Origin of the sequence: Achromobacter sp. RTa (assembly GCF_000757485.1) — a bacterium.
Taxonomy (GTDB): Bacteria; Pseudomonadota; Gammaproteobacteria; order Burkholderiales; family Burkholderiaceae_B; genus Achromobacter.
This window is the reverse complement of the sequence record NZ_JPYO01000046.1, coordinates 118,632-145,114: the sequence shown is the minus strand read 5'-3', so window position 1 is coordinate 145,114 and position 26,483 is coordinate 118,632. Positions and strand designations below refer to the sequence as shown.

General features: G+C 68.1%; 26 protein-coding genes. 17 read left to right on the top strand and 9 right to left on the bottom strand.

The window, feature by feature from the left end; translation table 11 throughout:
* Positions 1 to 214: 214 nt before the first annotated feature.
* The gene (gene kdgD / locus JL37_RS27810; protein ID WP_043548452.1) at positions 215 to 1,129 is read left to right on the top strand and encodes a 5-dehydro-4-deoxyglucarate dehydratase; all 915 of its coding nucleotides are present in this window, start codon (positions 215 to 217) and stop codon (positions 1,127 to 1,129) included.
* A gap of 76 nt (positions 1,130 to 1,205) precedes the next feature.
* Positions 1,206 to 2,138, top strand: a complete 933-nt coding sequence (locus JL37_RS27805; protein ID WP_043548451.1) for a hypothetical protein — start codon at positions 1,206 to 1,208, stop codon at positions 2,136 to 2,138.
* Positions 2,139 to 2,142: 4 nt separating this feature from the next.
* Here the strand turns inward: JL37_RS27805 and ilvA are convergent, their stop codons facing one another.
* Positions 2,143 to 3,738 carry a threonine ammonia-lyase, biosynthetic gene (gene ilvA, locus JL37_RS27800; RefSeq protein WP_081955235.1) on the bottom strand — a complete coding sequence of 532 codons (1,596 nt, stop codon included), beginning with the start codon at positions 3,736 to 3,738 and terminating at the stop codon, positions 2,143 to 2,145.
* A gap of 570 nt (positions 3,739 to 4,308) precedes the next feature.
* Between ilvA and JL37_RS27795 the strand changes: the two genes are divergently transcribed.
* On the top strand, positions 4,309 to 6,537 hold the full coding sequence (locus tag JL37_RS27795; protein WP_043548450.1) for an NADP-dependent isocitrate dehydrogenase: 2,229 nt from the start codon (positions 4,309 to 4,311) through the stop codon (positions 6,535 to 6,537).
* A gap of 232 nt (positions 6,538 to 6,769) precedes the next feature.
* Here the strand turns inward: JL37_RS27795 and fetB are convergent, their stop codons facing one another.
* From fetB to JL37_RS27765, 6 genes are all read right to left on the bottom strand, one after another.
* Positions 6,770 to 7,564 (bottom strand): iron export ABC transporter permease subunit FetB, encoded by a 795-nt coding sequence (gene fetB, locus JL37_RS27790; RefSeq protein WP_043548449.1) that lies wholly within the window; start codon positions 7,562 to 7,564, stop codon positions 6,770 to 6,772.
* The gene (locus JL37_RS27785) at positions 7,555 to 8,178 is read right to left on the bottom strand and encodes an ATP-binding cassette domain-containing protein (RefSeq protein WP_043548448.1); all 624 of its coding nucleotides are present in this window, start codon (positions 8,176 to 8,178) and stop codon (positions 7,555 to 7,557) included. Before JL37_RS27785 ends, fetB begins: the two co-directional genes overlap by 10 nt.
* A 26-nt stretch (positions 8,179 to 8,204) precedes the next feature.
* A complete protein-coding gene (locus JL37_RS27780; RefSeq protein ID WP_043548445.1) occupies positions 8,205 to 8,957 on the bottom strand; it encodes an amino acid ABC transporter ATP-binding protein in 753 nt (250 codons plus the stop codon).
* Positions 8,958 to 8,979: 22 nt separating this feature from the next.
* Positions 8,980 to 9,633, bottom strand: coding sequence for an amino acid ABC transporter permease (locus JL37_RS27775; RefSeq protein ID WP_043548444.1), 654 nt, complete (start codon positions 9,631 to 9,633; stop codon positions 8,980 to 8,982).
* A 128-nt stretch (positions 9,634 to 9,761) separates the two neighbouring features.
* Positions 9,762 to 10,553 (bottom strand): amino acid ABC transporter substrate-binding protein, encoded by a 792-nt coding sequence (locus JL37_RS27770; protein WP_043548443.1) that lies wholly within the window; start codon positions 10,551 to 10,553, stop codon positions 9,762 to 9,764.
* 111 nt (positions 10,554 to 10,664) lie between these two features.
* Positions 10,665 to 11,576, bottom strand: a complete 912-nt coding sequence (locus JL37_RS27765) for a LysR family transcriptional regulator (RefSeq protein WP_052097640.1) — start codon at positions 11,574 to 11,576, stop codon at positions 10,665 to 10,667.
* Between the two features lie 146 nt (positions 11,577 to 11,722).
* Here JL37_RS27765 and JL37_RS27760 point away from each other — a divergent pair, with 146 nt between their 5' ends.
* From JL37_RS27760 to JL37_RS27725, 8 genes are all read left to right on the top strand, one after another.
* Entirely contained in the window at positions 11,723 to 12,574 is an 852-nt protein-coding gene (locus tag JL37_RS27760) for a transporter substrate-binding domain-containing protein (RefSeq protein ID WP_043548440.1), read from the top strand.
* 11 nt (positions 12,575 to 12,585) lie between these two features.
* On the top strand, positions 12,586 to 13,266 hold the full coding sequence (locus JL37_RS27755) for an amino acid ABC transporter permease (protein ID WP_043548439.1): 681 nt from the start codon (positions 12,586 to 12,588) through the stop codon (positions 13,264 to 13,266).
* On the top strand, positions 13,256 to 13,918 hold the full coding sequence (locus tag JL37_RS27750; RefSeq protein ID WP_043548436.1) for an amino acid ABC transporter permease: 663 nt from the start codon (positions 13,256 to 13,258) through the stop codon (positions 13,916 to 13,918). The genes JL37_RS27755 and JL37_RS27750 overlap by 11 nt, the downstream gene beginning before the upstream one ends.
* A gap of 28 nt (positions 13,919 to 13,946) precedes the next feature.
* The gene (locus JL37_RS27745) at positions 13,947 to 14,906 is read left to right on the top strand and encodes an agmatinase (protein ID WP_043548434.1); all 960 of its coding nucleotides are present in this window, start codon (positions 13,947 to 13,949) and stop codon (positions 14,904 to 14,906) included.
* On the top strand, positions 14,903 to 15,646 hold the full coding sequence (locus tag JL37_RS27740; protein ID WP_043548431.1) for an amino acid ABC transporter ATP-binding protein: 744 nt from the start codon (positions 14,903 to 14,905) through the stop codon (positions 15,644 to 15,646). Before JL37_RS27745 ends, JL37_RS27740 begins: the two co-directional genes overlap by 4 nt.
* Positions 15,647 to 15,693: 47 nt before the next feature.
* Positions 15,694 to 16,104: a RidA family protein gene (locus JL37_RS27735; RefSeq protein WP_043548428.1), complete on the top strand. Its 411-nt coding sequence runs from the start codon at positions 15,694 to 15,696 to the stop codon at positions 16,102 to 16,104.
* A 1-nt stretch (position 16,105) separates the two neighbouring features.
* Positions 16,106 to 17,257, top strand: a complete 1,152-nt coding sequence (gene argE / locus JL37_RS27730) for an acetylornithine deacetylase (RefSeq protein ID WP_043548427.1) — start codon at positions 16,106 to 16,108, stop codon at positions 17,255 to 17,257.
* A gap of 122 nt (positions 17,258 to 17,379) precedes the next feature.
* Entirely contained in the window at positions 17,380 to 18,204 is an 825-nt protein-coding gene (locus tag JL37_RS27725) for a TlpA disulfide reductase family protein (protein WP_043548425.1), read from the top strand.
* A 14-nt stretch (positions 18,205 to 18,218) separates the two neighbouring features.
* On the opposite strand, the gene argC is transcribed toward JL37_RS27725, so the two are convergent.
* The gene (argC, locus tag JL37_RS27720) at positions 18,219 to 19,151 is read right to left on the bottom strand and encodes an N-acetyl-gamma-glutamyl-phosphate reductase (RefSeq protein ID WP_043548423.1); all 933 of its coding nucleotides are present in this window, start codon (positions 19,149 to 19,151) and stop codon (positions 18,219 to 18,221) included.
* A 131-nt stretch (positions 19,152 to 19,282) separates the two neighbouring features.
* Between argC and JL37_RS27715 the strand changes: the two genes are divergently transcribed.
* On the top strand, positions 19,283 to 20,212 hold the full coding sequence (locus JL37_RS27715; protein ID WP_052097639.1) for a LysR family transcriptional regulator: 930 nt from the start codon (positions 19,283 to 19,285) through the stop codon (positions 20,210 to 20,212).
* On the opposite strand, the gene JL37_RS27710 is transcribed toward JL37_RS27715, so the two are convergent.
* Positions 20,179 to 21,966, bottom strand: coding sequence for a chloride channel protein (locus JL37_RS27710; RefSeq protein ID WP_043548420.1), 1,788 nt, complete (start codon positions 21,964 to 21,966; stop codon positions 20,179 to 20,181). The two genes, JL37_RS27715 and JL37_RS27710, sit on opposite strands and share 34 nt — an antisense overlap.
* An 82-nt stretch (positions 21,967 to 22,048) precedes the next feature.
* On the opposite strand from JL37_RS27710, the gene JL37_RS27705 reads away from it, so the two are divergent.
* The 5 genes from JL37_RS27705 (at position 22,049) to JL37_RS27685 (ending at position 26,479) form a co-directional block, all read left to right on the top strand.
* Positions 22,049 to 22,501, top strand: a complete 453-nt coding sequence (locus tag JL37_RS27705) for a MarR family winged helix-turn-helix transcriptional regulator (RefSeq protein WP_043548417.1) — start codon at positions 22,049 to 22,051, stop codon at positions 22,499 to 22,501.
* A gap of 93 nt (positions 22,502 to 22,594) precedes the next feature.
* Positions 22,595 to 23,755 carry an HPP family protein gene (locus JL37_RS27700; protein WP_043548415.1) on the top strand — a complete coding sequence of 387 codons (1,161 nt, stop codon included), beginning with the start codon at positions 22,595 to 22,597 and terminating at the stop codon, positions 23,753 to 23,755.
* A gap of 63 nt (positions 23,756 to 23,818) precedes the next feature.
* Positions 23,819 to 25,282, top strand: coding sequence for a sensor histidine kinase (locus tag JL37_RS27695; protein WP_043548413.1), 1,464 nt, complete (start codon positions 23,819 to 23,821; stop codon positions 25,280 to 25,282).
* Complete coding sequence (locus JL37_RS27690) at positions 25,275 to 25,883, top strand: response regulator transcription factor (RefSeq protein ID WP_043548410.1); 609 nt, start codon at positions 25,275 to 25,277, stop codon at positions 25,881 to 25,883. The genes JL37_RS27695 and JL37_RS27690 overlap by 8 nt, the downstream gene beginning before the upstream one ends.
* 110 nt (positions 25,884 to 25,993) lie before the next feature.
* On the top strand, positions 25,994 to 26,479 hold the full coding sequence (locus JL37_RS27685; RefSeq protein WP_043548409.1) for a heme-binding protein: 486 nt from the start codon (positions 25,994 to 25,996) through the stop codon (positions 26,477 to 26,479).
* The last annotated feature ends 4 nt before the right edge of the window (positions 26,480 to 26,483 follow it).

Here is a 26,483-nt window from a genome sequence, read left to right as displayed (position 1 = left end):
GATCCCGGTCATCCGACAAGTTATCGTACAACTCAGAGAATAACGCCGAAAATATCGGAAAATAAATTCCGGGTTTCCCCTTGATATCCGGACTGCCCTCTTATGAATTCACCTTGTTTGGGGGGGAACGATGTTGTACGATGACCGATCTCTTTTGACCCAAGACCGCAAGCCAGCCAGGCGCTGGCGGCGCCCGCCCAAGGATGAACGCAACATGACGACCCCGCAGGAACTCAAGGACATCGTTTCGGAAGGCTTGCTGTCCTTTCCGGTGACCGATTTCAACCAGAACGGCGACTTCAACGCCAGGACCTATGCGCAGCGCCTGGAGTGGCTCGCCCCGTACGGCGCGACCGCCCTGTTCGCCGCCGGCGGCACCGGAGAAATCTTCTCGCTGGCGCCACAGGAATATTCCGACGTCATCCGCACCGCGGTGCAGACCTGCGCCGGCAAGGTGCCCATCCTGGCCGGCGCGGGCGGCCCCACGCGCAGCGCGATCGCCTACGCCCAGGAGGCCGAACGCCTGGGCGCCAAGGGCATCCTGTTGCTGCCCCACTACCTGACGGAAGCCTCGCAGCAAGGCATCGCCGCTCATGTGGAGCAAGTGTGCAAATCGGTCAGGATCGGCGTCATCGTCTACAACCGCGCGCAATCCCGTCTGTCGGCGGACAGCCTGGCCCAGCTGGCCGAACGCTGCCCCAACCTGATCGGCTTCAAGGACGGCGTAGGAGACATCGAGGCCATGGTCCGCATCCGCCGCAAGCTGGGCGACCGCTTCTCGTACCTGGGCGGCCTGCCCACCGCGGAGGTCTACGCCGCCGCCTATCGGGCGCTGGGCGTGCCGGTCTACTCGTCGGCCGTCTTCAACTTCGTGCCCCGCACGGCGATGGAGTTCTACCGCGCCATCGCGGCGGGCGACCACGGCACCACCAACCGGCTGCTCGATGACTTTTTCCTGCCCTACCTGGAAATCCGCAACCGCGTGCCCGGCTACGCGGTCAGCATCGTCAAGGCGGGCGCCAAGCTGGTCGGCCACGACGCCGGCCCGGTGCGCGCGCCGCTGACGGATCTGCTGCCCGCCGAACTCGACATGCTGGACGGCCTGATCCGCAAGCTCGGACCGCAGTAGCGCTGTCGGGCGGCCCAAGTCCGGCGGGATCCTGGGGTATATATTCATTCCTCCAGCCATGCCAGGGAGCCCGCCGATGACGAGGAACCGCGTTGCCGCTTTTTTGCTCGGCCTGCTAGCCGCGCCCGCCGGCGCGGCGGTCATCTACGACAATCACGGGCTGGTGGTGGACGCCGTCACCGGCAGCCGCAGCGACTGGAACACCGGCCAGCGCCAGGCCTCCCGCCGCACCACCATCACGTATGGCGGCGCCGAGCTCTGCGGCAAGGAGGTCGGCGCCCTGCTCTATCCAGGCGGCAAGGACATCGCGGCCCGCGCCTTCTTCTGCGCGTCCACGGCCAAGGCGCTGGAGACGGATGCCGTTCTGGCCTATTTCACCAGCTCCAGCGCGGGCACGGCGCTCGCGCACCTGCAGGTCGCCAATGGCAAACTGCGCGTGACCCGGCTCGCCGTGTCCGACGACCCGAAACGCGACCGTCTTGCCGTCACCCGCTTCGAGGACGCGCGCCTGCCGGGCTGGACGCGGATATCCACGTCCTGGAACGAAACCGTCATGATCCGCCACGCGCCCCTGAAAGCGCTGAACATCGGGCCCGGCAAGCTGCTGGACGTGGCCGACGGCGTGGCCTATCTGGCGGTCCCGCCCGGCCGCGACGCGGTCGAGGTCGAACCCACCCACTACGTCACGGACGCCTATGGCTACCGGCAGCTCGTGCCCGCCATCACCAAGTTCGTAAGCACCCCGCTGGCGTTCCGGGCCGTGCGCATGAGCGACGGCCGCGAACTGGCGCGCCTGGACTTCAAGGATACGTGCCTGGGCCTGCCTTCCATCCAGTTCGACCGGCCGGACGCGTTGTCCAAAACCACCGCCACGCCCGACGTGGCCTTCGACCAGGTCCCGGCCTGGCGCGCCGCCACCCTGCAGCTGACACAGGCCTCCGGCCGCGCCGCGCTGAGCCTGCGGCCCGGCACGGCCTTGCCCCGCAAACCGGGCTGCACGGCCGGCTGAGCGCTCAGGCCAGGAACTGGCGGTAGGCGTCGTTGCCGGTTTCCTCGAAGTGCGCGTAGCCCAGCTCGCGCAGGAACGCGTCCAGCGCCGCGCTGTCGGCCACCGGCGCCTGGATGCCGACCAGCGCCGAACTGAAGTCCGCGCCCTGGTTGCGGTAGTGGAACAGGCTGATGTTCCAGTTGGGGGCCATCGCGGCCAGGAATTTCATCAGCGCGCCCGGCCGCTCCGGGAACTCGAAACGGAACAGGCGCTCGCCGCCCGCCAGCGGCGAACGGCCGCCGACCATGTAACGGATATGCTGTTTCGACAGCTCATTGTTGGTCAGGTCCCCGACCGAGAACCCCTGCTCCTGCAAGGCGGCCATGATCTCCGCCGCGTCGCCGCGCCGGGCGATCTGCACGCTGACGAAGATGTGGGCGGTCCGCGCATCGGCGATGCGGTAGTTGAACTCCGTCACGCTACGCTGGCCGATCACGCCGCAGAAGCGGCGGAAACTGCCGCGCTCCTCCGGCACCGTCACGGCGAAGACCGCCTCGCGGGCCTCGCCGACCTCGGCGCGGTCCGCCACGAAGCGCAGGCGATCGAAGTTCATGTTCGCGCCCGAGGTCACCGCCACCATGGGCACGCCTTGCACGCCATCGCGTTGGACGTACTTCTTCAGTCCGGCCACTGCCAGCGCGCCTGCCGGTTCCAGCACGCTGCGGGTATCCAGGAACACGTCCTTGATCGCCGCGCAGACCGCGTCCGTATCCACCAGAATGATCTCGTCCAGATACTCCCGGCACAGGCGGAAGGTCTCTTCGCCCACCAGTTTGACGGCCGTGCCGTCCGAGAACAGGCCCACTTCGGGCAGATTGACGCGCTCTCCCACCTGCATGGACAGGGACATCGCGCAGGAATCCTCCGTCTGCACGCCGATGACCTTGACGCCCGGGTCCACCGCCTTGATGTACGTGGCGATCCCCGCCGCCAGCCCGCCGCCGCCGATCGGCACGAACACGGCATGCAGGGGACCGGCGTGCTGGCGCAGGATCTCCATGCCCACCGTGCCCTGCCCGGCGATCACGTAGGGATCGTCGAAGGCGGGTATGAAGGTCAGGTCCTGCGCCCGCGCCAGCTTCTGCGCGTGGGCGTAGGCGTCGCTATACGAATCGCCCGCCTGCACCACCGTGACGGTAGGACCGCCATGCGCCTTCACGGCGTCCACTTTGACCTGCGGCGTGGTCTGCGGCACCACGATGATGGCGCGCACGCCCATCTTGGCGGCCGAAATGGCGACGCCCTGGGCATGGTTGCCGGCCGATGCCGTGATCACGCCCCGGTCCAGCGCCGCCTGCGGCGTATTGCGCATCTTGTTGTAGGCGCCCCGCACCTTGAATGAAAACACCGGCTGGTTGTCTTCGCGCTTGAAGAACACCGGGTTGCCCAGCCTGGCCGACAGGCCGCGGGCGGGATCCAGCTCGGTTTCGCGGGCGATGTCGTAGATCCGCGCGGTCAGGATATGCCTCAGGTATTCCATCGGCGAGGCCTTGCCGTCCTGGAAGGCGGCGGCCTGCGGTTGGGCTTGCGTGGAGTGCGGGGCTTGCGGGGTTGGGTGCATCTGGCTCTCTGCTTCGGTGTGCTTGCCCGGCAGAGGCGGCCACAAAAAACCCGCCTCGTGGGGCGGGTGGCTGTGACAATGCGGTCGCGCGCTAACCCACCATTCCAGGAATGATGGTAATAATCAGCGAAATGCGGACGGCGCGGAAATGCATGGGGCGTAGCATCCTCCAAGCGCCGCGCTTTGTCAAACGGCCTTGCCCGCCGGCTCCGGCGGCGGCCACGCCTGTCCTGATTCCTCGAATTAATGCGTCCCCGTTTAATTTGACTGCATATTGGGCCCCGTCCTGCCCGAAACCTCCGCTTTTGCTGCGCGTCGGGCGTAGCACGGTATTACAATGGAAGGTTCGTGGCAGTCGCACCTCCCTAGAGGCGGACCAGGAGCCGGCCGGTATCACCGGCCCCCACCCGGCCAACCAGACAAAAAAGGGCGGGCGCCGGCCATGTTGGACAGGCGATCGCGGCCAGCGCGCCTGCCCAGACGAACCCACTCTCGACAACATCTACCGGCTTCGCGCCGCATAGCATGTTCGGGTTTGCGCCTAGCGCCTGCCGAACAGATTCAAGGATCATGTCTCTTACTCCGAAGATTATCTATACCCTCACCGACGAAGCGCCGGCGCTCGCAACCCGTTCGCTGCTGCCCATCGTCCAGGCCTTCGCCAAGCCCGCCGGCATCACGGTCGAGACCCGCGACATCTCCCTCGCCGGCCGCATCATCGCCGTGTTCCCGGACTACCTGGAAGACAGCCAGAAGCTGGGCGACGCCCTCGCCGAGCTCGGCGCCCTGGCCGTCCAGCCGGAAGCCAACATCATCAAGCTGCCCAACATCAGCGCCTCCATGCCCCAGCTGAAGGCCGCCATCAAGGAACTGCAGCAACAGGGCTACAAGCTGCCCGACTACCCGGACGCCCCCGCCAACGACACCGAGCGCGACGTCAAGGCCCGCTACGACAAGGTCAAGGGCAGCGCCGTGAACCCGGTCCTGCGTGAAGGCAACTCCGACCGCCGCGCCCCGCAGTCGGTCAAGAACTACGCCCGCAAGCACCCGCACAAGATGGGCGCCTGGACGTCCGACTCCAAGTCGCACGTGGCGCACATGAGCGAAGGCGACTTCTACGGCACCGAGAAGTCGGCGCTGATCGCCGACGCCGGCGACGTGAAGATCGAACTGGTCGCCGCCGGCGGCTCCACCACCGTCCTCAAGGAAAAGACCCCGGTCAAGGCTGGCGAGATCATCGACGCCGCCGTCATGTCCGCCGCCAAGCTGACCTCCTTCCTGCAGGCCCAGGTGGACGACGCCCGCGCCAAGGGCGTGCTGTTCTCGGTGCACCTGAAAGCCACCATGATGAAGGTCTCCGACCCCGTCATCTTCGGCCACGTGGTGTCCGTGTTCTACAAGGACGTGCTGGCCAAGCACGCCGACGCGCTGAAGCAGGCCGGTTTCGACCCCAACAACGGCATCGGCGACCTGTACGCCAAGATCCAGAGCCTGCCGGCCGACCAGCAGGCCGCCATCACGGCCGACATCGACGCTGCCTACAAGACGCTGCCCGCGCTGGCCATGGTCAACTCCGACCGCGGCATCACCAACCTGCACGTGCCCAGCGACGTGATCGTCGACGCCTCCATGCCCGCCATGATCCGCGACTCGGGCAAGATGTGGAACGCCGCCGGCGAACTGCAGGACGCCAAGGCCGTGATCCCCGACCGCAGCTACGCCGGCGTCTACCAGGCCGTGATCGAAGACTGCAAGGCCCACGGCGCCTTCAATCCGGTCACCATGGGCAGCGTGCCCAACGTGGGCCTGATGGCCCAGGCCGCCGAGGAATACGGTTCGCACAACAAGACCTTCGTCATCCCGGCCGCCGGCACCGTTCGCGTGACCGACGCCTCGGGCAAGGTGCTGCTGGAGCAGGCCGTCGAGGCCGGCGACCTGTGGCGCATGTGCCAGACCAAGGACGCGGCCATCCAGGATTGGGTCAAGCTGGCCGTCGCCCGCGCTCGCGCCAGCAAGACGCCCGCCGTGTTCTGGCTGGACGAAAACCGCGCCCACGACGCGCAGGTCATCGCCAAGGTCAAGCAGTACCTGAACGACCACGACACCAGCGGCCTGGACCTGCGCATCCTGAGCCCGGTCGAAGCCACCAAGTTCTCGCTCAAGCGCATCCGCGCCGGCCAGGACACGATCTCGGTCACCGGCAACGTGCTGCGCGACTACCTGACCGACCTGTTCCCCATCATGGAACTGGGCACCAGCGCCAAGATGCTGTCCATCGTGCCGCTGGTCGCTGGCGGCGGCCTGTTTGAAACCGGCGCGGGCGGCTCGGCCCCCAAGCACGTGCAGCAGTTCCTGGAAGAAGGCTTCCTGCGCTGGGACTCGCTGGGCGAGTTCATGGCGCTGGCCGCCTCGCTGGACCACCTGGGCAAGGCCTATGACAATGCCCGCGCCCAGGTCCTGGCCAAGACGCTGGACCTGGCCACCGCCAAGTTCCTGGACGAAAACAAGTCGCCCGAGCGCAAGGTCGGCGGCCTGGACAACCGCGGCAGCCACTACTACCTGGCCATGTACTGGGCCCAGGCAGTGGCCGCGCAGACCGACGACCGCGAGCTGGCCGCCCAGTTCGCCGCCGCCGCCCGCGCCCTGGCCGACGGCGAGGACAAGATCCTGGCCGAACTGAAGGCTGCCCAAGGCAAGCCGGTCGACATCGGCGGCTACTACCAGCCGGACGAAGCCCGCGCCAGCGAGGCCATGCGCCCCAGCGCCACGCTGAACCAGGCGCTCGCGGCCATCGCCTGAACGGTAGCGTTGCGATGAGAAAACCGGCAGCCTTTCGGGCTGCCGGTTTTTTGTAGGATGGGTAAAGCGCGAGATCACCGACACGCGAACGCTGCCTTCCAACGCGCGCAACCCATGCGGCCGTGGGCAGACAGTGCTCGATATCGGCCGGAAAACAGCCTTTCACAACAGCATGGGTTTCGCGCGTTGGAGGGCGGTGTTCTAGCTTAAGAACTCTCGCGCTACACCCATCCTACGGCAACAGCCGGTCCAGGCGGAGCCGGCCGCGGTCGTCGGTAAGGCGGCGCATGGCGCCGTAGGCCGCGCCGATCGCCGCCATGCCGCTTGCGCCGCACAGCAGGAACATCAGCAGGATCTGGTACTTGGCGGCCTCTATCGGGTCCATGCCGGCGATGATCTGGCCGGTCATGATGCCGGGAAGCGTGATGATGCCGGCGGCCGACATCTGGTTGATGCTGGGCACGATGCCGCGCCGCACGGACTCGCGCAGCAGCGACGAGAACGCCTGCCGCGCGGGCGCGCCCAATGCAAGCCGGGCCTCGATGGCGAGCTTCTCCCGCCGCACCCCGGACAGCACGCCATCCAGCGCCAGGCTGGCGGCATTGAGCACGCTGCCCAGCACGATGCCGATCAGCGCAATCGTGTAGCGCGGGTCGTACCAGGGATCGGGGCGCAGCGCCGTATTCAGGATGAACAGCACGGTAATCACGGTGGTTCCCGCCACCGCCATCGCGCCCACCCAACCATTGCCTCGGCCAGCCAGCCTGGCCTTGGGGCGCGAGGCCACTTCCCTGGCGGCCAGGGCCATCATCACCGCGACGACCAGCGCAGTCAGCCAAGGGGCCGCGTGCGCGAACACGATGCGCAGGATGTGCCCCACCAGCAGCAGCTGCACCACCGTGCGGACAGCCGCCCAAAGGACCTGGCGCTGCATGTTCAGCCTCAGCGCGAAGGAGATCCCCGCGCTCAGCACCACCAGCAGCGATGCGACCGCCAGGTCCAGCGCCTGCAGCTTGATCACGTCCATAGCGGCTCCAGCCTGCCCTGCTCCATGCGCCAGGAGCGGCGCGCCATGCGCTGGGCCTGGTCCGCGCTATGGGTGACCATCAATATCGCGGCGCCGTCCTTCAGGTAGCGCCGCAATTCGTCCTCGACGCGCCCGGTCGCCGCCTGGTCCAGCGCCGCCGTGGGCTCGTCCAGCAGCAGCACGCGCGGGGCCAGCGCCAGGGCGCGCACCAGCCCCAGGCGCTGTCGCTCGCCGGTGGACAGTTCATTCACCAGCGCATCCAGCTTGTCCTCGGCCAGGCCCAACCGGCCCATGATGGCGGCCGCCTTGGCGCGGTCCGCGAAATGCGGCGCCACGCGGTCTTCCCACCAGCCGGCCTCGGCCTGGCAGTACATGACCTGGCGCCGCCATTCGTAGCCGCGCATGCGGGACCGCAGCCGGCCGGCGAGTTCGGCCTCGCCGTGGCCCGGATCCAGATCGGCGACCTGCCGCAGCAACAGGGATTTGCCGGCCCCCGAGGGACCCATGACGGCCGCGCATTCCCCGGCGGCGAGATCCAGGCTGACGGGCGACAGGCGCGGGCTGTACAGCCCGCGCAGGCGGAGCAGCGGCTTGTCGGAGGCAGCGGCGGGCATGGACGGGCGTCGGCCGGCGGCCCGGCTCAGAGCATGTGTGCCAGGAACTCCCGGCTGCGCGCATGCTGCGGCGCGCGGAAAAATTCAGCCGAGGGAGATTCCTCGACGATCCGGCCTTCGTCCATGAAGATCACGCGGTGCGCGACCTCCCGCGCGAACCCCATTTCATGGGTGACGACCAGCATGGTCATGCGTTCGTCGGCCAGCTGCTTCATGGTGCGCAGCACCTCGCCGGTCAGTTCCGGGTCGAGCGCGGAGGTGGGCTCGTCGAACAGCATGATGTCGGGCTCCATCGCCAGCGCCCGGGCGATCGCCACCCGCTGCTTCTGGCCGCCCGACAGGCGCCCCGGATAGTTGTCGCGCTTGTTCAGCAGCCCGACCTTGCGCAACAGCTCCTCGGCCTTGGGAACGATCTCGGCGCGCGCCATGCCCTTGACGGTAATGGGGGCCTCGATGACGTTCTGCAGAACCGTCATGTGCGGGAACAGATTGAACGACTGGAACACCATGCCCATCTTGCGGCAGATGCGGCGCACGTCGGCGTCGCTGGCATATTGGCTGCGGCCGCCCTCGACCGCGCGCGCCATGACTTCGCCTTCGACCTCGACGCTGCCTTCGTCTATGGTTTCCAGGTGGTTAAGGCAGCGCAGGAAGGTGCTCTTGCCGGAGCCGGACGGGCCGATCACCGCCACCACCTCGCCCTGCCCCAGGGTCAGCGACACGCGGTCGAGCACGCGGTGGGGGCCGAACGACTTGACGATGCCGCGCGCCTCGATCATGACGGGGCGCCCCGACGGCGGATTACTGGTCGTATTTGGCATAGCGCTTTTCCATATGCTGGAAGAACCACGTCAGAACCAGCGTCATGATGAGATAGAAGGCGGCGGCGACCAGGAACGGCGTGGTCGTGAAATCGCGCTGCACGATGCCGCGGGCCGTGCGGAGGATGTCATTGAGCGCCAGCACATAGATGAGCGAAGTATCCTTGACCAGCGTGATGGTCTCGTTGCTCATGGGCGGCAGCACCCGCTGCACCATCTGCGGCAGCACGATGCGGCGCAAGGTCTGCAGGTAGGTCATGCCCAGCACCTTGCTGCCCTCGTACTGACCCCGGTCGACCGACAGGATGCCCGCGCGGAAGATCTCGGCGAAGTAGGCGGCGTAGTTCAGCGCGAAGGCCACCACGGCCGCGGGAAAGTCCGGCAGCCGTACCCCCACCACGGGCACGAAGGGCAGCGCGAAATAGATGAACAGCATCTGGAGCATCAGCGGCGTGCCGCGCATGAGCCAGATGTAGCCATTGACCAGGCGGCTCAACAGCTTCCATTTGGATATCCGCACCAGCGCCAGCGCCAGCCCCAGGGGGACCGCCAGCGCCAGCGTGATGAAAAACAGCGTCAAGGTGACTTTCGCGCCTTGCGCCAATGGCCCCAATAGGGAGAGTACGTAGTCCATGCAGTGGGTTCGCGCCGCCAGGGCAACAGGGAGTCATGAGCAAGCCCGCCTGGCGCGCGGTGGCGCTGCGGCGGGCTGCGAAAACAGGGCGAGGCGCCCGGGCCGGCGGGCCGCGGGCGCCCTGCCGCTTACTTGATGATGTTGGCGCCGAACCACTGGGTGGCGATGCGGCCGGCGGTGCCGTCCTGCTTCATCGAATCCAGCGTGGTGTTCAGCTTGCCCAGCAGTTCGGTGTCGTCCTTGCGCACGCCGACGCCGTAGTCTTCCGTGCCGAAGTTCTCGTCCAGCACGCGGTATTCACCCGCGCGCTTGCTGATCAGGTAGCGGCCCACCACTTCGTCGACGACGATGGCGTCCAGGCGGCCGGCGGCCAGGTCCATCAGGGCCGTGACGTTGTCGCCGAACTTCTTCACTTCCTTGATCTGCGCGGCGACCGGGTCCTTGGCGATGGCATCCGTGGCGCTGCTGCCGTCCTGGGCGCCCACGACCTTGCCGGCCAGGTCCGCCTTGGCCTTCACGGGCGACGCATTGCCCACGATGATGATCTGGTGGTTGGCCATGTACGGGGAGGTGAAGCTGATGTTCTTCTTGCGCTCCTCGGTGATGGTCAGGCCGTTCCACAGCACGTCCACGCGCTTGCCGTTCAGCTCGGCTTCCTTGGCGCTCCAGTCGATGGGCTTGAATTCGACTTCCAGGCCCAGGCGCTTGCTGGCTTCCTTGGCCATGTCGATATCGAAACCGACGATCTGGTTGTTCGCGTCCCGGAAGCCCATGGGCGGGAAGTTGTCGTCCAGGCCGACGACGACTTTCTTGGCGGCGGCGGGCGCCTGCGCGCCGGCCGTGGGCGCGTTGTCGCCGGGGCCGCAAGCCGTGAGCATCGCAGTTGCGGACACGAGAAGAAGTGCAGTCAGTTTTTTCATAATTATGGGCGCCCAAGGCGCTGGAATGAAGAAAGCCGGGAGGCCGGTAAAAGCCGCGAGCCGGTATTTTAGCCTCCCCGCCGGCCTCGGGCGGCGGGGAGGTTGCGCGCGCTATTGCGGCGGGTGGAACCGTTCGAGCAGGCGCAGGAACAGTTCAACCGCCCTGGAGGCGGGACGCGAGACCTCGGTGATGGCGCAGATCGTGTTTTCGTAGGCCGGCCCGCCCGGCAGGCGCGTCAGGGCGTGGCGGCGCGACACCGAATCCGCATAGTGCTGGGGCAGCAGGCCGACATAGTGCCCTGTGGAGACCAGCATGGCGATGGCCTCCAGCCCGGTGGCCTCGGGGCCGCGGGTGAAACCGTAAGCGCCGAGGGCGTCATGGACGAACGGATGGGAACGGTATACCAGCGGTAGCTCGCGGCCATGGCGCACGCTGCCGCGGGTGACGAAGATGCGGTGCCGCTCGATGAACAGCCGCTGGTAATTGAAGCCGCTTTCGCGCCGGTACATGCCGCGGATGGCGACCTGGACCCGCCGTTCGCGCAATGCCTGGTCCAGGTCGTTGAACGTCATGACGGTGAGTTCGACCTTGACGTCGGGGGCTTCTTCCCGCATGGCCGCCAGCGCCACGGGAAGATGGCAGCCGGCGTCGGTAATAACGTGCTCGACCATGCCGATCGACAAGGTTCCCGACAGCACGCCGCGGATCGCGTCGATCTCCGGACGGATGCGTTCCAGCGATTTGAGCGCGTCGCGCGCCAGCTCCAGCGCGACCTTGCCCGCCTGGGTCAGCTCGAAGCCGGACGGCCCGCGGTCGCACAGCCGCACGCCGAGCGTTTCCTCGACCTCGCGCACGTGCCGGCTGATGGACGCCTTGGACATGTGCAGCTGCTTTTCCGCCGCGGCAAAGCCGTTGGCCTGAGCCACGGTGCAGAAGATGCGCAAGGAGCGCAGGTCGCGTTCGGTGAACTCGGGACGGGACAAGATCGTTTCTTTTTGAAAGGTATCGGTTTTTGAAACCATACCACTAAAAAAATCATTTTTAACAACCCATCCCGGCAGATACAGTTTGCCCAGCACTGGCGCCAAGGGGCGAAGACCCCGCCAACGGCTCTCGCGCAGATCCGCCGGCCCAGCGCGGCAACCATGACGACTACAAGGGAAAAATCATGCAGAACCTGTCCAGAAGGCGTTTTGTCGCAACCACGCTCGCCGCCGGAGCCACCCTGGCCCTGCCCTCGCTGTCATTCGCCGAGGGCGGCTCGCTGGCCGACATCAAGAAGCGCGGAAAGCTGACGGTGGGCACCGAGGCCGCCTACGAGCCGTTCGAATTCGTCGAAAACGGCAAGGTGGTCGGCTACGGCCACGACGTACTGCAGCTGATGGCAGCCAAGCTCGGCGTGCAGCTCGAACAGATGAACCTGCCGTTCCAGGGCCTGCTGCCGGGCCTGATGTCGCGCAAGTTCGACTTCGTCGCGACCAGCGTGGGCATCACGCCGGAGCGCGCCAGGCGCTTCGCCTTCACCCAGCCCGTCGGCGTGGTTCGTTCCGTGCTGATGGTGCGGGTGGACGATGCATCCATCAAACAGGACATGGACATCGCCGGCAAGGTCATCGGCACCCAGATGGGATCGTCCTCCCAGCCGGTCGCCGAAGAATTCGAAAAGCGGTTGAAGGAAAAGAACGGCAAGGGCTACGCAGACACCAAGCTGTTCCAGGCCTATCCCGACGTGTCCAACGCGCTGGCCAACAAGACGGTGGACGTGGCGCTGATGCCCTCCAACATCGCCGCCGTACAGATGCGCAAGCAACCCGGCGCGTTCCGCATCGCGGGCGAAATCGGCCAGCCCAAGCTGCTGGCCTGGGTGGCCAACCCGAAAGACCTTGAAATCCGCCAGTTCATCAACGACACCTTCGACGAGTTGCGCGCAAGCAGCCAACTGGTGGAACTGCAGAAGAAATGGTTCGGCGCCCCCATGGACACGCCGCGTGCCAATTACCTGCCTGACGGCGCCATCTGAGCGGAACCTCCATGCTGGAATGGCTGAATCAGAACGGCGCGCTCGCGCCGTTCCTGCACGGCGTCGTCTCGGGCACGGCGATCACCCTCGCGGCATCCGTGGCCGCGTTTACCATCGGCATCGGGCTGGGCGTCGCGCTGCTGCTGGCGCGCCTGTCGCCCTACGGGCCGCTGCGCGGGCTGGTCATGCTGTGGGTCAGCGCCATACGCGGCACGCCGGCGCTCATCCACATGCTGATCGCCTACTACGTGGTGCCGCCCCTGCTGGGGATATCCGTGTCGCCGCTGGCGGCCGGCATCGGCGCACTGGCCTGTAACACCAGCGCGTACATCGTGGAGATCCTGCGCGGCGCGCTGGGCACGCTGTCGCCAGGCCAGGTCGCGGCGGCGCGGGCGCTCGGCATGCGCCGCCGGCAGATCTGGCGCTACGTGCTGCTGCCGCAGGTGTTCTATCGCGCGATCCCGCCGCTGACCAGCGAGCTCACCATCCTGCTCAAGGCCTCGTCGCTGATGTCCATCATCGCCGTGCCGGAACTGGCCACCGTGGCCCGCAACGCCACCCTGCAAAGCGACCTCCCGCTGCAGGTGTTCACGGTGACGGCCGCCGTGTACTTCATCATTCTTTTCTGCCTGTCGGCCGCCTCGCGCCTGTGCGAGCGCCGCGTGTCGAGGATGCTGCCCAATGCCCATTGATTTCTCACTCGTCGGGCAATCCGTTCCCGTCCTGCTCAAAGGCCTGCGGATCACGGCCCTGGTCAGTCTGATCGGGATACCGCTGGGCATCCTGATCGGCACGGCCGCGGCCTATGCGGCGCAATCCCGCACGCCGCTGCGGCCCGTAGCGCTGGCATATGTAGAGCTGGTGCGGAATATTCCGTACCTGATCCTCGTGTACCTGTCGTTCTTCGGCCTGCCCAAGCTGGGCGTGCCGGCCTCGGCCATGTCGGTCGCCATCGGCTGCACCGCCTTCTACACCGGCGGCTACTTCTGCGAGGTCCTGCGCGCCGCGCTCAAGAGCGTGCCGCGCGGTCAGACCAGCGCTGCCCTCTCGCTGGGCATGACCTACTGGCAGACGCAGCGGCACATCGTCGTGCCCCAGCTGTTCGGATTTCTCATCCCGCCCACCACCAGCCTGGTCATCATGATGTTCAAGGATTCGGCGATTTTCTCGGTGATGAGCCTGCCCGAAATGACCTACCAGAGCAATCTGCTCACGGCCAACACCTTCGCCTACCTCGAGGTATTGGGCACGACCGCGCTCATCTACTGGCTGTGCAGCGTGCTGATGGCCGGCGCAGGGCGTCGGCTCGAAACCCTGGCGCGCCGCGCCGCTCGCCAGTCCTGACCCTTCAACCACTAAAGGAAACGAGAACATGAGCAACTACACGGTCCCTCCCCGCACCGGCCACCCGACCCTGCTGTACTCCACGCTCGCGCTCGACCTGGACAATCTCCAGGCCGACATCGCGGTCCTGGGCATGCCTTACGGTTCGCCCTACTCGGCCGCCGACTTCAGCAACGACCAGACCAATGCGCCCACGGCGATCCGGCAGGCCACCGACCGCGTCGTGCGCCGGCCGGGCCACTATGATTTCGATATCGACGGCCCGCTGCTGCAGGGCCGCGAGGACATCCGCTTCGTGGACTGCGGCGACATCGTCCCGGACCTGTCCAAGCCCCGCGGCGAACACTACGAACGGGCCGAGGCTGCGGTGCGCCGCATCGCCGCGGCCGGCGCGGTGCCCATCGTGCTGGGCGGCGACCACGGCATCACCACCCCCATCCTGCGCGGCCTGGACCAGAAGGGGCCGATCACGCTGGTCCATATAGACGCTCACCTGGACTGGCGCGACGACGTCAACGGCGTGCGCGACGGCCTGTCCAGCCCGATCCGGCGCGCCTCCGAAATGGCGCACGTGGACCGCATCGTCCAGATCGGCCTGCGCGCCCAGGGCAGCGGCCGTCCCGAGGAACTAGAGGCCGCGCGCGCCTACGGCGCCGAGCTGGTCACCGCGTACGAACTGCACGAAATCGGCATGGACGCGGTGCTGGCCCGCATTCCGGACGGCGGCAACTACTACCTGACCATCGACGCCGACGGCATGGATCCATCCACCATGCCGGCCGTAGCCGGGCCGGCGCCGGGCGGCGTCACATTCGTCCAGGCCCGCAAACTGATCCACGGCCTGGTCCGCAAAGGCCGCGTGGTGGGCATGGACATCGTCGAAATCCAGCCCGAAAAAGACCTGAACCAGATTTCCTGCATCACGGCCGGCCGGCTGATACTGAACCTGATCGGCGCTTCCATCCGCGCGGGACACTACGACAAATGAACGCGCCCGCACCCATCATCGAGATCCGCGGGGTGGACAAATACTATGGCAGCCACCACGTGCTCAAGCAATGCTCGACCCGCGTCGACAAAGGCGAAATCGTGGTGGTCTGCGGACCGTCGGGCTCCGGCAAGTCCACGCTCATCAAGACCGTCAATGCGCTGGAGCCGATCCAGGGCGGCGACATCCTGATCGACGGGGCCTCCGTGACGGCGGCCACCGACCTGCCCAAGCTGCGCACCAAGGTGGGCATGGTGTTCCAGCACTTCGAACTTTTCCCACACCTGGACATCCTGCGCAACCTGACGCTGGCGCAGCAGATCGTGCTGGGAAGGGATATCGACACCGCGCGCGGCAAGGCCGGCGCCCTGCTGGAGCGCGTCGGGCTGTCGGCCCATGCGGGCAAGCATCCGGGGCAGCTGTCGGGCGGCCAGCAGCAGCGCGTGGCCATCGCCCGCGCGCTGTCGATGGACCCGATGGCCATGCTGTTCGATGAACCGACGTCCGCGCTCGACCCCGAGATGGTCAATGAAGTGCTGGACGTCATGGTGGAACTGGCCGACGAAGGCATGACCATGATGGTCGTCACGCATGAGATGGGCTTCGCGCGCCGCGTGGCGAACCGCGTGGTCTTCATGGAAGACGGGGCCATCATCGAGGACAGCCCCACCGACCTCTTCTTCCGCGACGCCGCCAGCCCGCAGGCCCGCCGCTTTCTTTCCAAAATCCTTCCCCATTGACGCCCGGGCGGGCGACCGCCCCGCCTTCCACTCACCAGGACCCAGACATGGCCCACACCCGCATCCGCAAATTCAATACCCGCGAAACCTATCCCGAACAACGGCTGGACAACGACCTGTGCCAGGCGGTGGTGGCTGGCAATACCGTCTTCCTGCGCGGCCAGATCGGCCAGGACCTGGAAACCCGAGAATCGGTGGGCGTGGGCGACGTCGCCGCTCAGACCGAAAAGGCCATGGCCAACGTGGCCATGCTGCTGGAGGAATGCGGCAGCGAACTCGCCCACATCTGCAAGCTCACCGTCTACCTGGTCGACGTGCGCCACCGCGAGGAGGTCTACAACGTCGTGGGCCGCTGGCTCAAGGGGGTGTTCCCCGTCTCCACCGGCATCGTCGTGTCGGCCCTGGCCCGGCCGGAATGGCTGGTCGAGATCGACGTCACCGCGGTCATCCCGAACTGACATGCCGACTCCCTCCGAGGCGCTGCTGGCGCGGTTGGTCGCCTTCGACACCGTGACGCTCACGCCCAACATGGCGCTGATCGAAGCCGTGCGCGAGCTGCTGGCCGCGCACGGCATCGTTTCCACCCTGGTGCGAAGCGACGACGGCACCCGCGCCAATCTGTATGCATCCGTCGGCCCGGAGGGCGTGCCCGGTGTGCTGCTGTCAGGGCACACGGACGTAGTGCCCGCGGCCGGGCAGGCGTGGACCATGCCGCCTTTCGCGCTGACGGAGCGCGAAGGCCTGCTATATGGCCGCGGCACGGCCGACATGAAGGGCTTCGTGGCCTGCGCCGTCAACGCCATGGTGCTGGCGAGCGGGCGCACGCTGCGCCGGCCGCTGCAATTGGCGCTGTCCTACGACGAGGAAATAGGCTGCGTCGGCGTGCGCCGGCTGCTGGACGTCATGGAAATGGCGCCCGGCCGGCCCGCGCTGTGCATCGTGGGCGAACCCACATCCATGCGCATCGCCACCGGCCATAAGGGAAAGGCGGCCCTGCGTGCTGTCTGCCGGGGCCTGGAGGGCCATTCCGCGCTGGCGCCGCGGGCGCTGAACGCCATCCACCTGGCCTGCGACCTGATCGGCGCGATGCGCGCGCTGCAAGACGATCTGCAGACCCGCGGCGCGCGCGATCCTGCGTACGAGGTTCCCTATGCCACGGTCCACGCGGGCTGCATCCACGGCGGCCGCGCGCTGAACATCGTGCCCAACGAATGCGCGGTCGATTTCGAGATCCGCCACCTGGCGCAGGACGACCCGGACGTTCTGCTGGCTCCCCTGCGCCAGGCTGCCGACGATATCCGCGAGCAGGCCCGCCGCCGCGCGCCCGCCGCGGACATTCGGATCGAGGAGATCAACGCCTACCCCGGACTGGACACGCACCCGGCCAGCGACGCGGTGCGTTTCGTGGAATCCCTGCTGCCGGCCGGCACCGCCAAGGCCAAAGTGGCCTTCGGCACCGAGGGCGGGCTGTTCACGCGCCATTTGGACGTTCCGGTAGTCGTGTGCGGCCCCGGCTCGATCGAACAGGCCCACAAGCCGGACGAATACGTCTCCCGCGCGCAACTGGCCGCGTGCGATGCCTTCATGCAGAGGCTGGTGGCGGCGCTGTAGCCGGGCCATGCTAGGCTTGCCGGTCGATTCACGACACGAGCGGCAGCCATGCACATCGATATCGACCCCAACGACACGCGCCGCGCGGCGGCCAGGACGGCCGCTTGCGGCATGGAGCGCCCGTGAATCCGGCGATCCGCATCGGGCCGCTGGTGTTTCCCGCCGAACTCGCCGTGCTGGCCGCGGCCGCCCTGGCCGGGCTGCTGGCGGCGCGCCTCTTCGGCCGGACGCGCTCCGCCGAAGTCGGCTCCGTGCTTTGGCGGGCCCTGATCATTGGCCTGGTCGTGGCGCGCCTTGCCTTCGTATGGCAATACCGCGAACACTACCGGCCCGATCTTTTGCGGATCCTCGATCTGCGCGACGGCGGCTGGGCCGGCATGGCCGGGCTGGGCGCAGCCTGGGCGTACGCGCTGCTTGCTGCGGTCCGCCGCAAGGCCCCCCGGCCGGCGCTGCTTGGCGCGCTGGCGCTGGCCTGCGCCGTCTGGATTGGCGGCGGCCGCTTGCTGGCCCCGGCGCCGCAGGCGCGGCCCGAACTGGCCGCGCTGGCGCTGCGGCAACTGGACGGCTCGCCCGCCACGCTGGCCGCTTTCCAAGGCAAGCCCACGGTGATCAATCTGTGGGCGAGCTGGTGCCCGCCCTGCCGCCGCGAAATGCCCGCCTTCGCCAAGGCGCAGGCGGCGCGGCCCGACGTGAACTTCGTGTTCCTGAACCAGGCCGAGGCGCCAGAAGACGTCGCGCGCTTCCTGCAGCAGCATGCGCCGACGCTGCGCAATGTGCTGATCGACCCTGCCGGCGAGGCTTCGCGCGTGCTGAGCAATCGCGGCCTGCCCGCCACGCTGTTCCTGGACGCACAGGGGCGGCTGGCCGATTTGCGGGTGGGCGAACTGTCCACGGCCTCGCTGGCCCAGCGCCTGGAAGCGATCCAGGCTCCCGGCGCCGGCAAGTAGCAGCGCGGGCCGCCTCAGGCCATCGCGGCCAGCATCAGATCGAGATTCTGCACCGCCGCGCCCGACGCCCCCTTGCCCAGGTTGTCGAACACGGCCGTCAGCAGGACCTGGCCATGCTGCGCGTTGCCGTAGACCGCCAGGCGCAAATCGTTGGTGCCGTTCAGGGCCTGCGGATCCAGGTGCGTGTGGGCCGCCGCGTCTTCGGGGCCCACCACCTGCACGTGCGCCGCGCCAGCGTAGTGCTTGTGCAGGCACTCATGCAGCCGCTGGCCGTCCACGCCCGGCGCCAGCAGGCGCAACTGCAGCGGCACGGTCAATACGATGCCTTGGCGGAAAGCCCCGTACGCGGGCACGAAGACCGGCCGCTGGCTCAGGCCGGCGTGCCGCTCGATTTCCGGGGTGTGCTTGTGCGTCAGTCCCAGCCCGTAGAGCTGGAACGCCGGCCCCTGCGGCCCGCCCGGTCCCTCGTAGGCCTCCACGCTGGCGCGGCCGCCGCCCGAATAGCCCGACACCGCGTGCACCGTGACCGGATAGTCGGCCGGCACCAGCCCGGCGCGCACCAGCGGCCCCAGCAAGGCGATGGCGCCGGTGGGATAGCAGCCGGGATTGCTCACGCGCCGGGCCTGGGCGATCAACCCGCCCTGCTCCGCGTTCATTTCGGGAAAGCCGTACACCCAGCCGGCGTCCGTGCGGTGAGCCGAACTGGCGTCGATCACGCGGACAGCCGGATTCACGATGGAAGCCGCGGCCTGCCGCGCCGGCTCGTCGGGCAGGCACAGGATGGCGATGTCGCAGGCATTGATCGCCTCGGCGCGGCGCCGCGGGTCCTTGCGCTCCGCCTCGGGCAGCGTCAGCAGCCGCAAGTCGGCGCGCCCTTGCAGGCGTTCATGGATCTGCAGGCCCGTGGTGCCTTGGTCGCCGTCGATGAAAACAAGAGGATGGGTCATGGCGCGATCTCTTCCTGGGATCAGAGGGGTGTGCGAAATGCAGGCTCTATCATCTGCTCGCTCGCCAGATAGCAAAAGTCGAATATCATGACCGTTCAATTCAGCTTTTCTGAACAACCCAGAGAGAATCCATGCGGGAAATCAGCCTGGACCGGCTCCGTACCCTGGTCGCCATCGCCGACCTGGGTTCGTTCGCCGAGGCGGCCCGCGCCCTGCACTTGGCGCCGCCCACCGTCAGCCTGCACGTGGCGGACCTGGAGGAGCGCATCGGCGCGCCCTTGCTCACGCGCAGGCGCGGCCAGGTCCGCCCCACGCCGATCGGCGAAACGCTGCTGGAACGCGCGCGCCGGCTGCTCGCCGAGGCCGACCTGGCGCTCGACGACGTGCAGCGCCAGGTGCAGGGCCTGGCCGGGCGCGTGCGGCTGGGCGCCTCCACCGGCGCCATCGCCCACCTGCTTCCGCAGGCATTGGAAACGCTGGGACGCAATCATCCCGGCATAGACGTGCAGGTGGCCGTGCTGACCTCGCATGAAACCCTGCTGCGCCTGGCCGATGGGTCCCTGGACGTGGGGCTGGTGGCCCTGCCCCAGCCACCCTTGGATGGCCTTGTGCTGAGGCCCTGGCGGCGCGATCCGGTCATGGCCTTCTTGCCCGCCGGCTGGCGGGCGCCCGCCCGCATTGCGCCGGCCTGGCTGGCCGAGCGTCCCCTGATCCTGAACGACGCCAGCACCCGGCTGTCGCGCCTGACCGCCGAATGGTTCGCCGCGGCGGGCCTGAACCCGCGTCCGCGCATCCAGCTGAACTACAACGACGCGATCAAGAGCCTGGTGGCAGCGGGCTATGGCGCCACGTTGCTGCCGCACGAAGCCACGGCGCCGCAGCCCGATCCGCGCATTGCCATGCGTCCGCTGCGGCCCGCGCTATGGCGCCCCCTGGGCATCGCGCACCGCGCCGGCCAGGTGGAACGGGCCACGCAGCACGTGCTGGACGTGCTGTGGGAACTGCGCGCCGCCAATCCACAGGGCCCTCAGCCCCCGGAAGACGGCGGCCTGCGGAAATAGCGCGTACGCTGGCTTTCCTCGCGCAGGCGGCGGGCCCGCGACCGGAACAGGTCCTTGCGGCCCACGATGCCCACCAGCCGCCCGCTTGCGCGGTCCAGGATCGGCACGCGGCCCGCGCCAGACAGCGCCATGCGGTCGGCGATCTGGCTGGCCAATTCCTCGGGATAGCCGTAGACCAGCTCGCGCCCCTCCAAGGCTTCGGCCAGGGTCCGCTCGTGCTGGTCGCCGTCCAGCGCCCAGGCCAGCGTGTCGGCGCGGGTCACTTCGCCCACCACGGCGCCTTCGCCGTCGAGCACCGGATAGCTGGTGTGGACGGGGTGAGCGGTCGTGAAATGCTCGATGGCCCGCGCCACCGTCCAGTCTTGCGGCAGGGTCTCCACGGGCGTGGTCATTACTTGCTGGACACGCAGCAGGTCGAACGGATCGACCCGGTATTCGCGGCTGATGTGGTGGCCGCGCCGGGCGATCTTCTCCGTCAGGATGGAACGCTTGAGCAGCAGGACCGTGACGCCATACGCGAACACGCAGGCGGCCAGCACAGGCAGGAGAGCGCCGACGTCTCCCGTGAGCTCCACCGCGAACAGGGTCGCGGTGAGCGGCGCGCGCATGGTGCCGCCCATCATGGCGGCCATGCCCAGCAGCGCCCAGAAACCGGCATCCGCCTGCGGCAGCAGCGGGGTCGCCAGGGCGCCCAGCGCGCCGCCGAAGATCAGCAGCGGAGCCAGCACCCCGCCCGAGGTGCCCGAGCCCAGCGCGATCGACCAGATCAGGACCTTGACGACCAGCAACAGCAGCACCGCCTGCAGCGCCAGGTCGCCCGCCAGCAGGTGGCGGATGTTGTCGTAGCCCACGCCCAGGGCGGCGGGATCGATCAGGCCGCCGATGCCGATCGCCAGGCCGCCGAAGGCCGGCCACCACATCCAATGCAAGGGCAGTTTCTCGAACAGGTCCTCAGCCGCGTAGACCATGGAGGTCAGCACGCCCGATCCCAAGCCCGCAATCACCCCGACCGCCGCGGCGGCGAGCAGGTGCACGGGCGTGAACGGCAGCGTGCCCGAGTACGCAAAAATGGGGCCGGCCTCAAGCACGTAGGCTCGCACGGCGGCCGCCACCAGCGCCGCCATCGCGACGGGCAGAAAGCTGCGCGGCTTCCATTCGAACAGCAGCAGCTCCACCGCCAGCAGCACCGCCGCCAGAGGCGTGGAGAAAATGGCCGTCATGCCGGCGGCGGCGCCGGCCACCAGCAACGTCTTGCGTTCGCCGTCGTCCAGATGGATGGTCTGCGCCAGCAGCGAGCCGATCGCGCCGCCCGTCATGATGATGGGGCCTTCCGCGCCGAACGGGCCGCCCGTGCCGATCGACACGGCGGAAGACACCGGCTTCAGGATCGCCACCTTGGGCTGGATGCGGCTCTTGCCGATCAGGATGGCCTCCATGGCCTCCGGAATGCCGTGGCCGCGGATCTTCTCGGATCCATAGCGCGCCATCAGGCCGATGATGAGGCAGCCGACCACGGGAATGGCCACGGACGCCGGGCCAAGCTGCCCCGTCGTGATGGGCTGGTCGGCAAAGGAAAACTGGCCGTGATAGGCCAGGTTCGTGCACAACGCGATCAGGCGCAGCAGCACCCAGGCGGCAACGACGCTGGCCAGGCCAACGGGTATGGCCAGGCCCATGAGCAGGACCACGCGTTTGTCGGTAGTGAAATCGCCCAGGCGCAGCGCGGCCCGGGCGGAAGAGGAAGTGGGTGGCATGTTTTTAAAACAGGGGAAGGAATCCGCAGGAATTTGCGGCGCATCAATATATCGTATCACGACATATATTAGAATCGCTCGGGTGAAACAGCCCCCATCCCCTACCAGCCTATCCCCTGCGGACTACGAACTGCTGGCCGATTTCCGCTATGCGCTGCGCCGCTTCGCGGTCTTCAGCGAAGGCGCCGCGGCCAGCCTGGACCTGATGCCGCAACAGCACCAGGCCTTGCTGGCCATCAAGGGGACCCGCCAGGGAGCGCCCGGCCGCCGCGGCCTGTACGTGGGTGAAATCGCCGAACGCCTGCTCATCCGTCCGCATACCGCCGCCGAGCTGGTCGGCAGGCTGGCGCGCCTGGACCTTGTCAGCCGCGAACCGGATCCCGAGGACGGCCGCCGCGTCGAGGTCGTGCTTACCGCCAAGGCCGAACGCTTGCTGGAAGACCTTTCCGCCTCGCACCTGGAGGAGTTGCGCGCCATGCGACCCCTGCTGACCCGGCTGCTGGCGCGTATCGGCGAGGAGCCCCCTCGCTCCTGACTGCGTTTTGCGGCATAAGCTTATGCTGCACCGCAACCATTCACATGCTAAATTATCGCCCCGCGACATAATTGAAGTCGCGAGGAGATCGTTTTGGGTGTTGCAATCAAGCGCTGGCTGGGCTCGTTCGCGCCAGCGCCGGTGGGCGTCAATGGGCGCGAAAAGCTGTTAGGCGCGGTGGGAGCGCTGCTCGGGCTGTTCTGTACGGAATGGGTAGGCCGGCACGCGCTGGGCAGTGCCAGCCCCTGGTTCATCGCGCCGATGGGCGCCTCGGCCGTGCTGCTGTTCGCCGCGCCCGCCAGCCCCTTGGCCCAGCCCTGGTCGCTCATGGCCGGCAACCTGATCTCCGCGCTCATCGGCGTCTTCTGCGCCCAATTCATCCCCGTGCCCGGCTTGGCCGCGGCGGCCGCAGTGGCGCTGGCCATCGGCGCCATGTTTTCGCTGCGTTGCCTGCATCCGCCCAGCGGCGCCGTGGCGCTGACCGCCGTGCTGGGCGGCCCCCCCGTCGCCAGCCTGGGCTACGGCTTCGCCCTGTGGCCCGTGGCACTGAATTCGCTCATCCTGCTGTGCATCGCCGTGGTCTTCAACGGCGCGCTCAAGCGCAACTACCCGCGGCGCCACGCCGATACGGCCGGCGGCCACAACACCCGCGACCTGGCTCCCAGCGCCCGGCTGGGCTTCAGCCTCGTTGATCTGGACGAGGCGCTGAACCAGCGCGGCGAGCTGCTGGACATCAGCAAGGAAGACCTGGAGGAAATCGTGCTGGCGGCCGAGCTGCGCGCCAGCGTCCGCCGCTTCGGCGACGTGCGTTGCGCGGACATCATGTCGCGCGACGTGGTCACCGTGCGCGCCCACGACCCCCTGGACTACGCAGTGCGCCTGTTCGACAGGCACCGCGTGCAGGCGCTGCCCGTGCTGGATTCGGAGGGGCGCTACGCGGGCATGATCGCCCAGGGCGACGTGCTGGCGCGCCGTAACCGCCTGGCGACGGTGGCCGCGGACGCGACCGGCGTGCCGGATCTGCTGGTGGCCGACTGCATGCACAGCGAGGTGCCCTTCGCTACGCCCGGCCTGCCCGTCATCGAACTGGCGCGTCCCATGTCGGATAGCCTGCACTGCGTGCCCGTGCTGGACGAGTCGCGCGATCTGGTCGGCCTGGTGACGCAGTCGGACCTGGTCGCCGCGCTGTACCAGATCGCCGTATCGTCCAATTCCCAGGCAGACGACCCGCATCCGCAGAAGCTGGCGGCCTGATTCCCGGCCCTCCGTAGCCATACGGATTCCTCCCTGCGGGGGCCGCAAGGCATAATTTCAGGCGTGAATCCCCTGCCGCGCTCAAGCGCCCTCCTTTGCTGGCTGGTCCTGTTCTGCCTTGGCGCCTTCTGGATCGGCCGGCAGGAATACGTGGACCAGCACGAACGCTTCCTGCAAAGCACCAGCGTGGCGCAGCGCATGCTGAGCCAGAAAACGGTGCAGCACGAAGCCGTCCTGGCCACGCTCGCCGCCCTGTCCCACCCGCCCGCTCCCGAGCGCCTGTTCCCCAGCCTGCAACCGGCGATGCCGCAGCTGCTGGGGCTGGGGCACCTGCCGGGCGGCGCCTGGAGCGGCAGCGTGGCGGAACCGCCGGGCTTGCCCCAGGCCGTCGAACGCGCCCGCCAACTGGGCCGCCCCGTCACCCTGCCCGTGGACGATGCCCGCTACTGGCTGGTGGCGCCCTCCGGCTGGAGCCTGTTGCTGGACGCCCGCCAACTGATTCCGCCGGCCGACTTCCCGCCCGGGCTCGCCAACCTGACGCTGTCCGTGGGGGCGGAACCCCTGCGCCTGCTGAACAAGCAGCCCGGCGACGCCGCCCCGGGCTGGAGCCTTGCGCTGCAAAAGCCCCTGGGCGCGGCCAGCCAGCCTTTCCAGATGCGCAGCGAACGCAAGCTGACGCCGGACGCCTGGCCCTGGGCGGCATGGCTGGCCTGGGCGCTGGCCAGCGCCTTGCTGGTGGCCGGCGCCGTGGCCTGGCAGCGCTCGCGCGCCGAGGCCCGCCGGCAGCAGGAACAACTGCGGCTGGGCGCCATGGCGCGCCTGAGCACCCTGGGCGAAATGGCGGCCGGCATCGCCCACGAGCTCAACCAGCCCCTGACGGCCATCCTGGCGCAGACGCGCGCGGCCGAACGGCTGCTGGACGACGAAGACGAACGCCCCGCCGTGCGCCATGCGCTGCTGGCCAGCGCCGAGCAGGCCAAGCGCGCCGCCGACATCATCAGCCGCATGCGAACGCTGGTGCAGCCCAGCTCTCCCGCGCGCCGCGAAGCCCTGGATCCGGACGCGCTGGTGGCGTCCCTGCGCTTCCTGCGCGAGCCCGAGCTCGCCCGGCAAGGCATCCGGCTCGGCTGGCACAACGCCAGCCCCGGCGCGCGCCCGCTGGGCGACCGCGTGGCGCTGGAGCAGATCCTGCACAACCTGGTGCAGAACGCCGCCGATGCGCTGGCCGGCTCCGCCGGGCCGCGCCAGATATCCCTTGAGGGCCGCGCCGACGGCGTGAATTACCTGTTCAGCGTCAGCGACACCGGGCCGGGCATCGCTGCGGACGCGCTGCCGCGCCTGTTCGCCCCGTTCTACACCACCCGCCCCCAGGGCATGGGCCTGGGGCTGGCGCTGTGCGACACGCTGGCCGGCTCCATGGACGGCCGCATCTCGGCGCGCAACCTCAGCCCGACGGGCGCCTGCTTCACCGTCAGCCTGCCCCTTTCGGGCGGCCGGCAAGCCGCCGCAGGAATCTCCCATGCTTGAACAATCCCCGCTGGTCTATCTGGTCGACGACGACGACGCCGTGCGCGACGGTCTGGCGCTGCTGCTGCGCAGCGTGGGCCTGCGCAGCGCAGGCTTCGGCGACCCGCAGGCCTTTCTGGCGCAACTCACCCCGCAGGCCATCGGCTGCGTGGTGCTCGACATCCGCATGCCCGGCATCAGCGGCCTGGACGTGCTGAGCCAGTTGGCGGAGCGGTCCGACCTGCCCGTCGTCATGCTGACCGGCCATGCCAACGTGGACCTGTGCCGCCGCGCCTTCAAGGGCGGCGCCATGGAGTTCCTGCAAAAGCCGGTGGACGACGACGTATTCCTCGACGCCGTGCAGGCGGCGGTGCGCACGCACATCGCCAGTCGCGAAAAGCTCGCGGTGACGCAGGCGGCTTCGGCGCGCCTGGACAAGCTGTCCGGGCGCGAGCGCGAGGTGCTCGAACGGATCGTACAGGGCCTGAGCAACAAGGAGATCGCGCGCGAGTTCGACCTGTCGCCCCGCACCGTCGAGACCTATCGGGCCAACGTCTTCGCCAAGCTCGAGGCGGAAACGCTGGCCGGCCTGATCCGGGAATACGCCGGGCTGCTGGCGTAAGGCGCCTCCGTAGCCCTACGGAGCCCCCAGCGTAGCCAACCGAATACCGCCGATCGGCCCCGGTCCTTAATCTGTCTGCTCCTGTTATCGATCCCTGAAAGGACCCAGACATGTCGCCCAAACTCCTCGCCTCCGCCGTCCTCTTCGCCTGCGCCGGCGCCGCCAACGCGGCCGTGCTGACCGAAAGCAACCTCTCCATGGCCGACGCGCAGAAGCTGGCCACCGCCACGGTCGCCGCCTGCCAGGCCAAGGGCTACAACGTCAGCGCCTCCGTCGTGGACCGCGCGGGCCTGCTCAAGGCCTTCGCCCGCGCCGACAACGCCGGCCCGCACACCATCGAAGCCAGCCGCGCCAAGGCCTTCACGGCCGTATCGGCCAAGACCCCCACGCTGACCATGATGGAGAATGCCCAGAAGAACCCGGGCGCGGCCAACCTGACCGACATTCCCGGCTTCCTGCTGCTGGGCGGCGGCGTGCCCATCAAGGCCGGTTCCAACGTGATCGGCGCCATCGGCGTGGCCGGCGCGCCCGGCGGCAATCTGGACGCGCAATGCGCCGACGCCGTGCTGGAAGAGAACGCCGCGCTGTTCAAGTAAGGCT

Excerpts from the sequence above, each read along its gene's own strand:
- JL37_RS27745 (WP_043548434.1), top strand. The coding sequence starts at position 13,947 with ATGAGCAACTACACGGTCCCTCCCCGCACCGGCCACCCGACCCTGCTG.
- JL37_RS27805 (WP_043548451.1), top strand. The coding sequence starts at position 1,206 with ATGACGAGGAACCGCGTTGCCGCTTTTTTGCTCGGCCTGCTAGCCGCG.
- fetB (WP_043548449.1), bottom strand. The coding sequence starts at position 7,564 with ATGGACGTGATCAAGCTGCAGGCGCTGGACCTGGCGGTCGCATCGCTG.
- argE (WP_043548427.1), top strand. The coding sequence starts at position 16,106 with ATGCCGACTCCCTCCGAGGCGCTGCTGGCGCGGTTGGTCGCCTTCGAC.
- JL37_RS27685 (WP_043548409.1), top strand. The coding sequence starts at position 25,994 with ATGTCGCCCAAACTCCTCGCCTCCGCCGTCCTCTTCGCCTGCGCCGGC.
- JL37_RS27780 (WP_043548445.1), bottom strand. The coding sequence starts at position 8,957 with ATGATCGAGGCGCGCGGCATCGTCAAGTCGTTCGGCCCCCACCGCGTG.
- JL37_RS27710 (WP_043548420.1), bottom strand. The coding sequence starts at position 21,966 with ATGCCACCCACTTCCTCTTCCGCCCGGGCCGCGCTGCGCCTGGGCGAT.
- JL37_RS27750 (WP_043548436.1), top strand. The coding sequence starts at position 13,256 with ATGCCCATTGATTTCTCACTCGTCGGGCAATCCGTTCCCGTCCTGCTC.
- JL37_RS27795 (WP_043548450.1), top strand. The coding sequence starts at position 4,309 with ATGTCTCTTACTCCGAAGATTATCTATACCCTCACCGACGAAGCGCCG.
- kdgD (WP_043548452.1), top strand. The coding sequence starts at position 215 with ATGACGACCCCGCAGGAACTCAAGGACATCGTTTCGGAAGGCTTGCTG.
- JL37_RS27715 (WP_052097639.1), top strand. The coding sequence starts at position 19,283 with ATGCGGGAAATCAGCCTGGACCGGCTCCGTACCCTGGTCGCCATCGCC.
- JL37_RS27735 (WP_043548428.1), top strand. The coding sequence starts at position 15,694 with ATGGCCCACACCCGCATCCGCAAATTCAATACCCGCGAAACCTATCCC.
- ilvA (WP_081955235.1), bottom strand. The coding sequence starts at position 3,738 with ATGCACCCAACCCCGCAAGCCCCGCACTCCACGCAAGCCCAACCGCAG.
- JL37_RS27760 (WP_043548440.1), top strand. The coding sequence starts at position 11,723 with ATGCAGAACCTGTCCAGAAGGCGTTTTGTCGCAACCACGCTCGCCGCC.
- JL37_RS27755 (WP_043548439.1), top strand. The coding sequence starts at position 12,586 with ATGCTGGAATGGCTGAATCAGAACGGCGCGCTCGCGCCGTTCCTGCAC.
- JL37_RS27775 (WP_043548444.1), bottom strand. The coding sequence starts at position 9,633 with ATGGACTACGTACTCTCCCTATTGGGGCCATTGGCGCAAGGCGCGAAA.
- argC (WP_043548423.1), bottom strand. The coding sequence starts at position 19,151 with ATGACCCATCCTCTTGTTTTCATCGACGGCGACCAAGGCACCACGGGC.
- JL37_RS27785 (WP_043548448.1), bottom strand. The coding sequence starts at position 8,178 with ATGCCCGCCGCTGCCTCCGACAAGCCGCTGCTCCGCCTGCGCGGGCTG.
- JL37_RS27770 (WP_043548443.1), bottom strand. The coding sequence starts at position 10,553 with ATGAAAAAACTGACTGCACTTCTTCTCGTGTCCGCAACTGCGATGCTC.
- JL37_RS27690 (WP_043548410.1), top strand. The coding sequence starts at position 25,275 with ATGCTTGAACAATCCCCGCTGGTCTATCTGGTCGACGACGACGACGCC.
- JL37_RS27740 (WP_043548431.1), top strand. The coding sequence starts at position 14,903 with ATGAACGCGCCCGCACCCATCATCGAGATCCGCGGGGTGGACAAATAC.
- JL37_RS27765 (WP_052097640.1), bottom strand. The coding sequence starts at position 11,576 with ATGGTTTCAAAAACCGATACCTTTCAAAAAGAAACGATCTTGTCCCGT.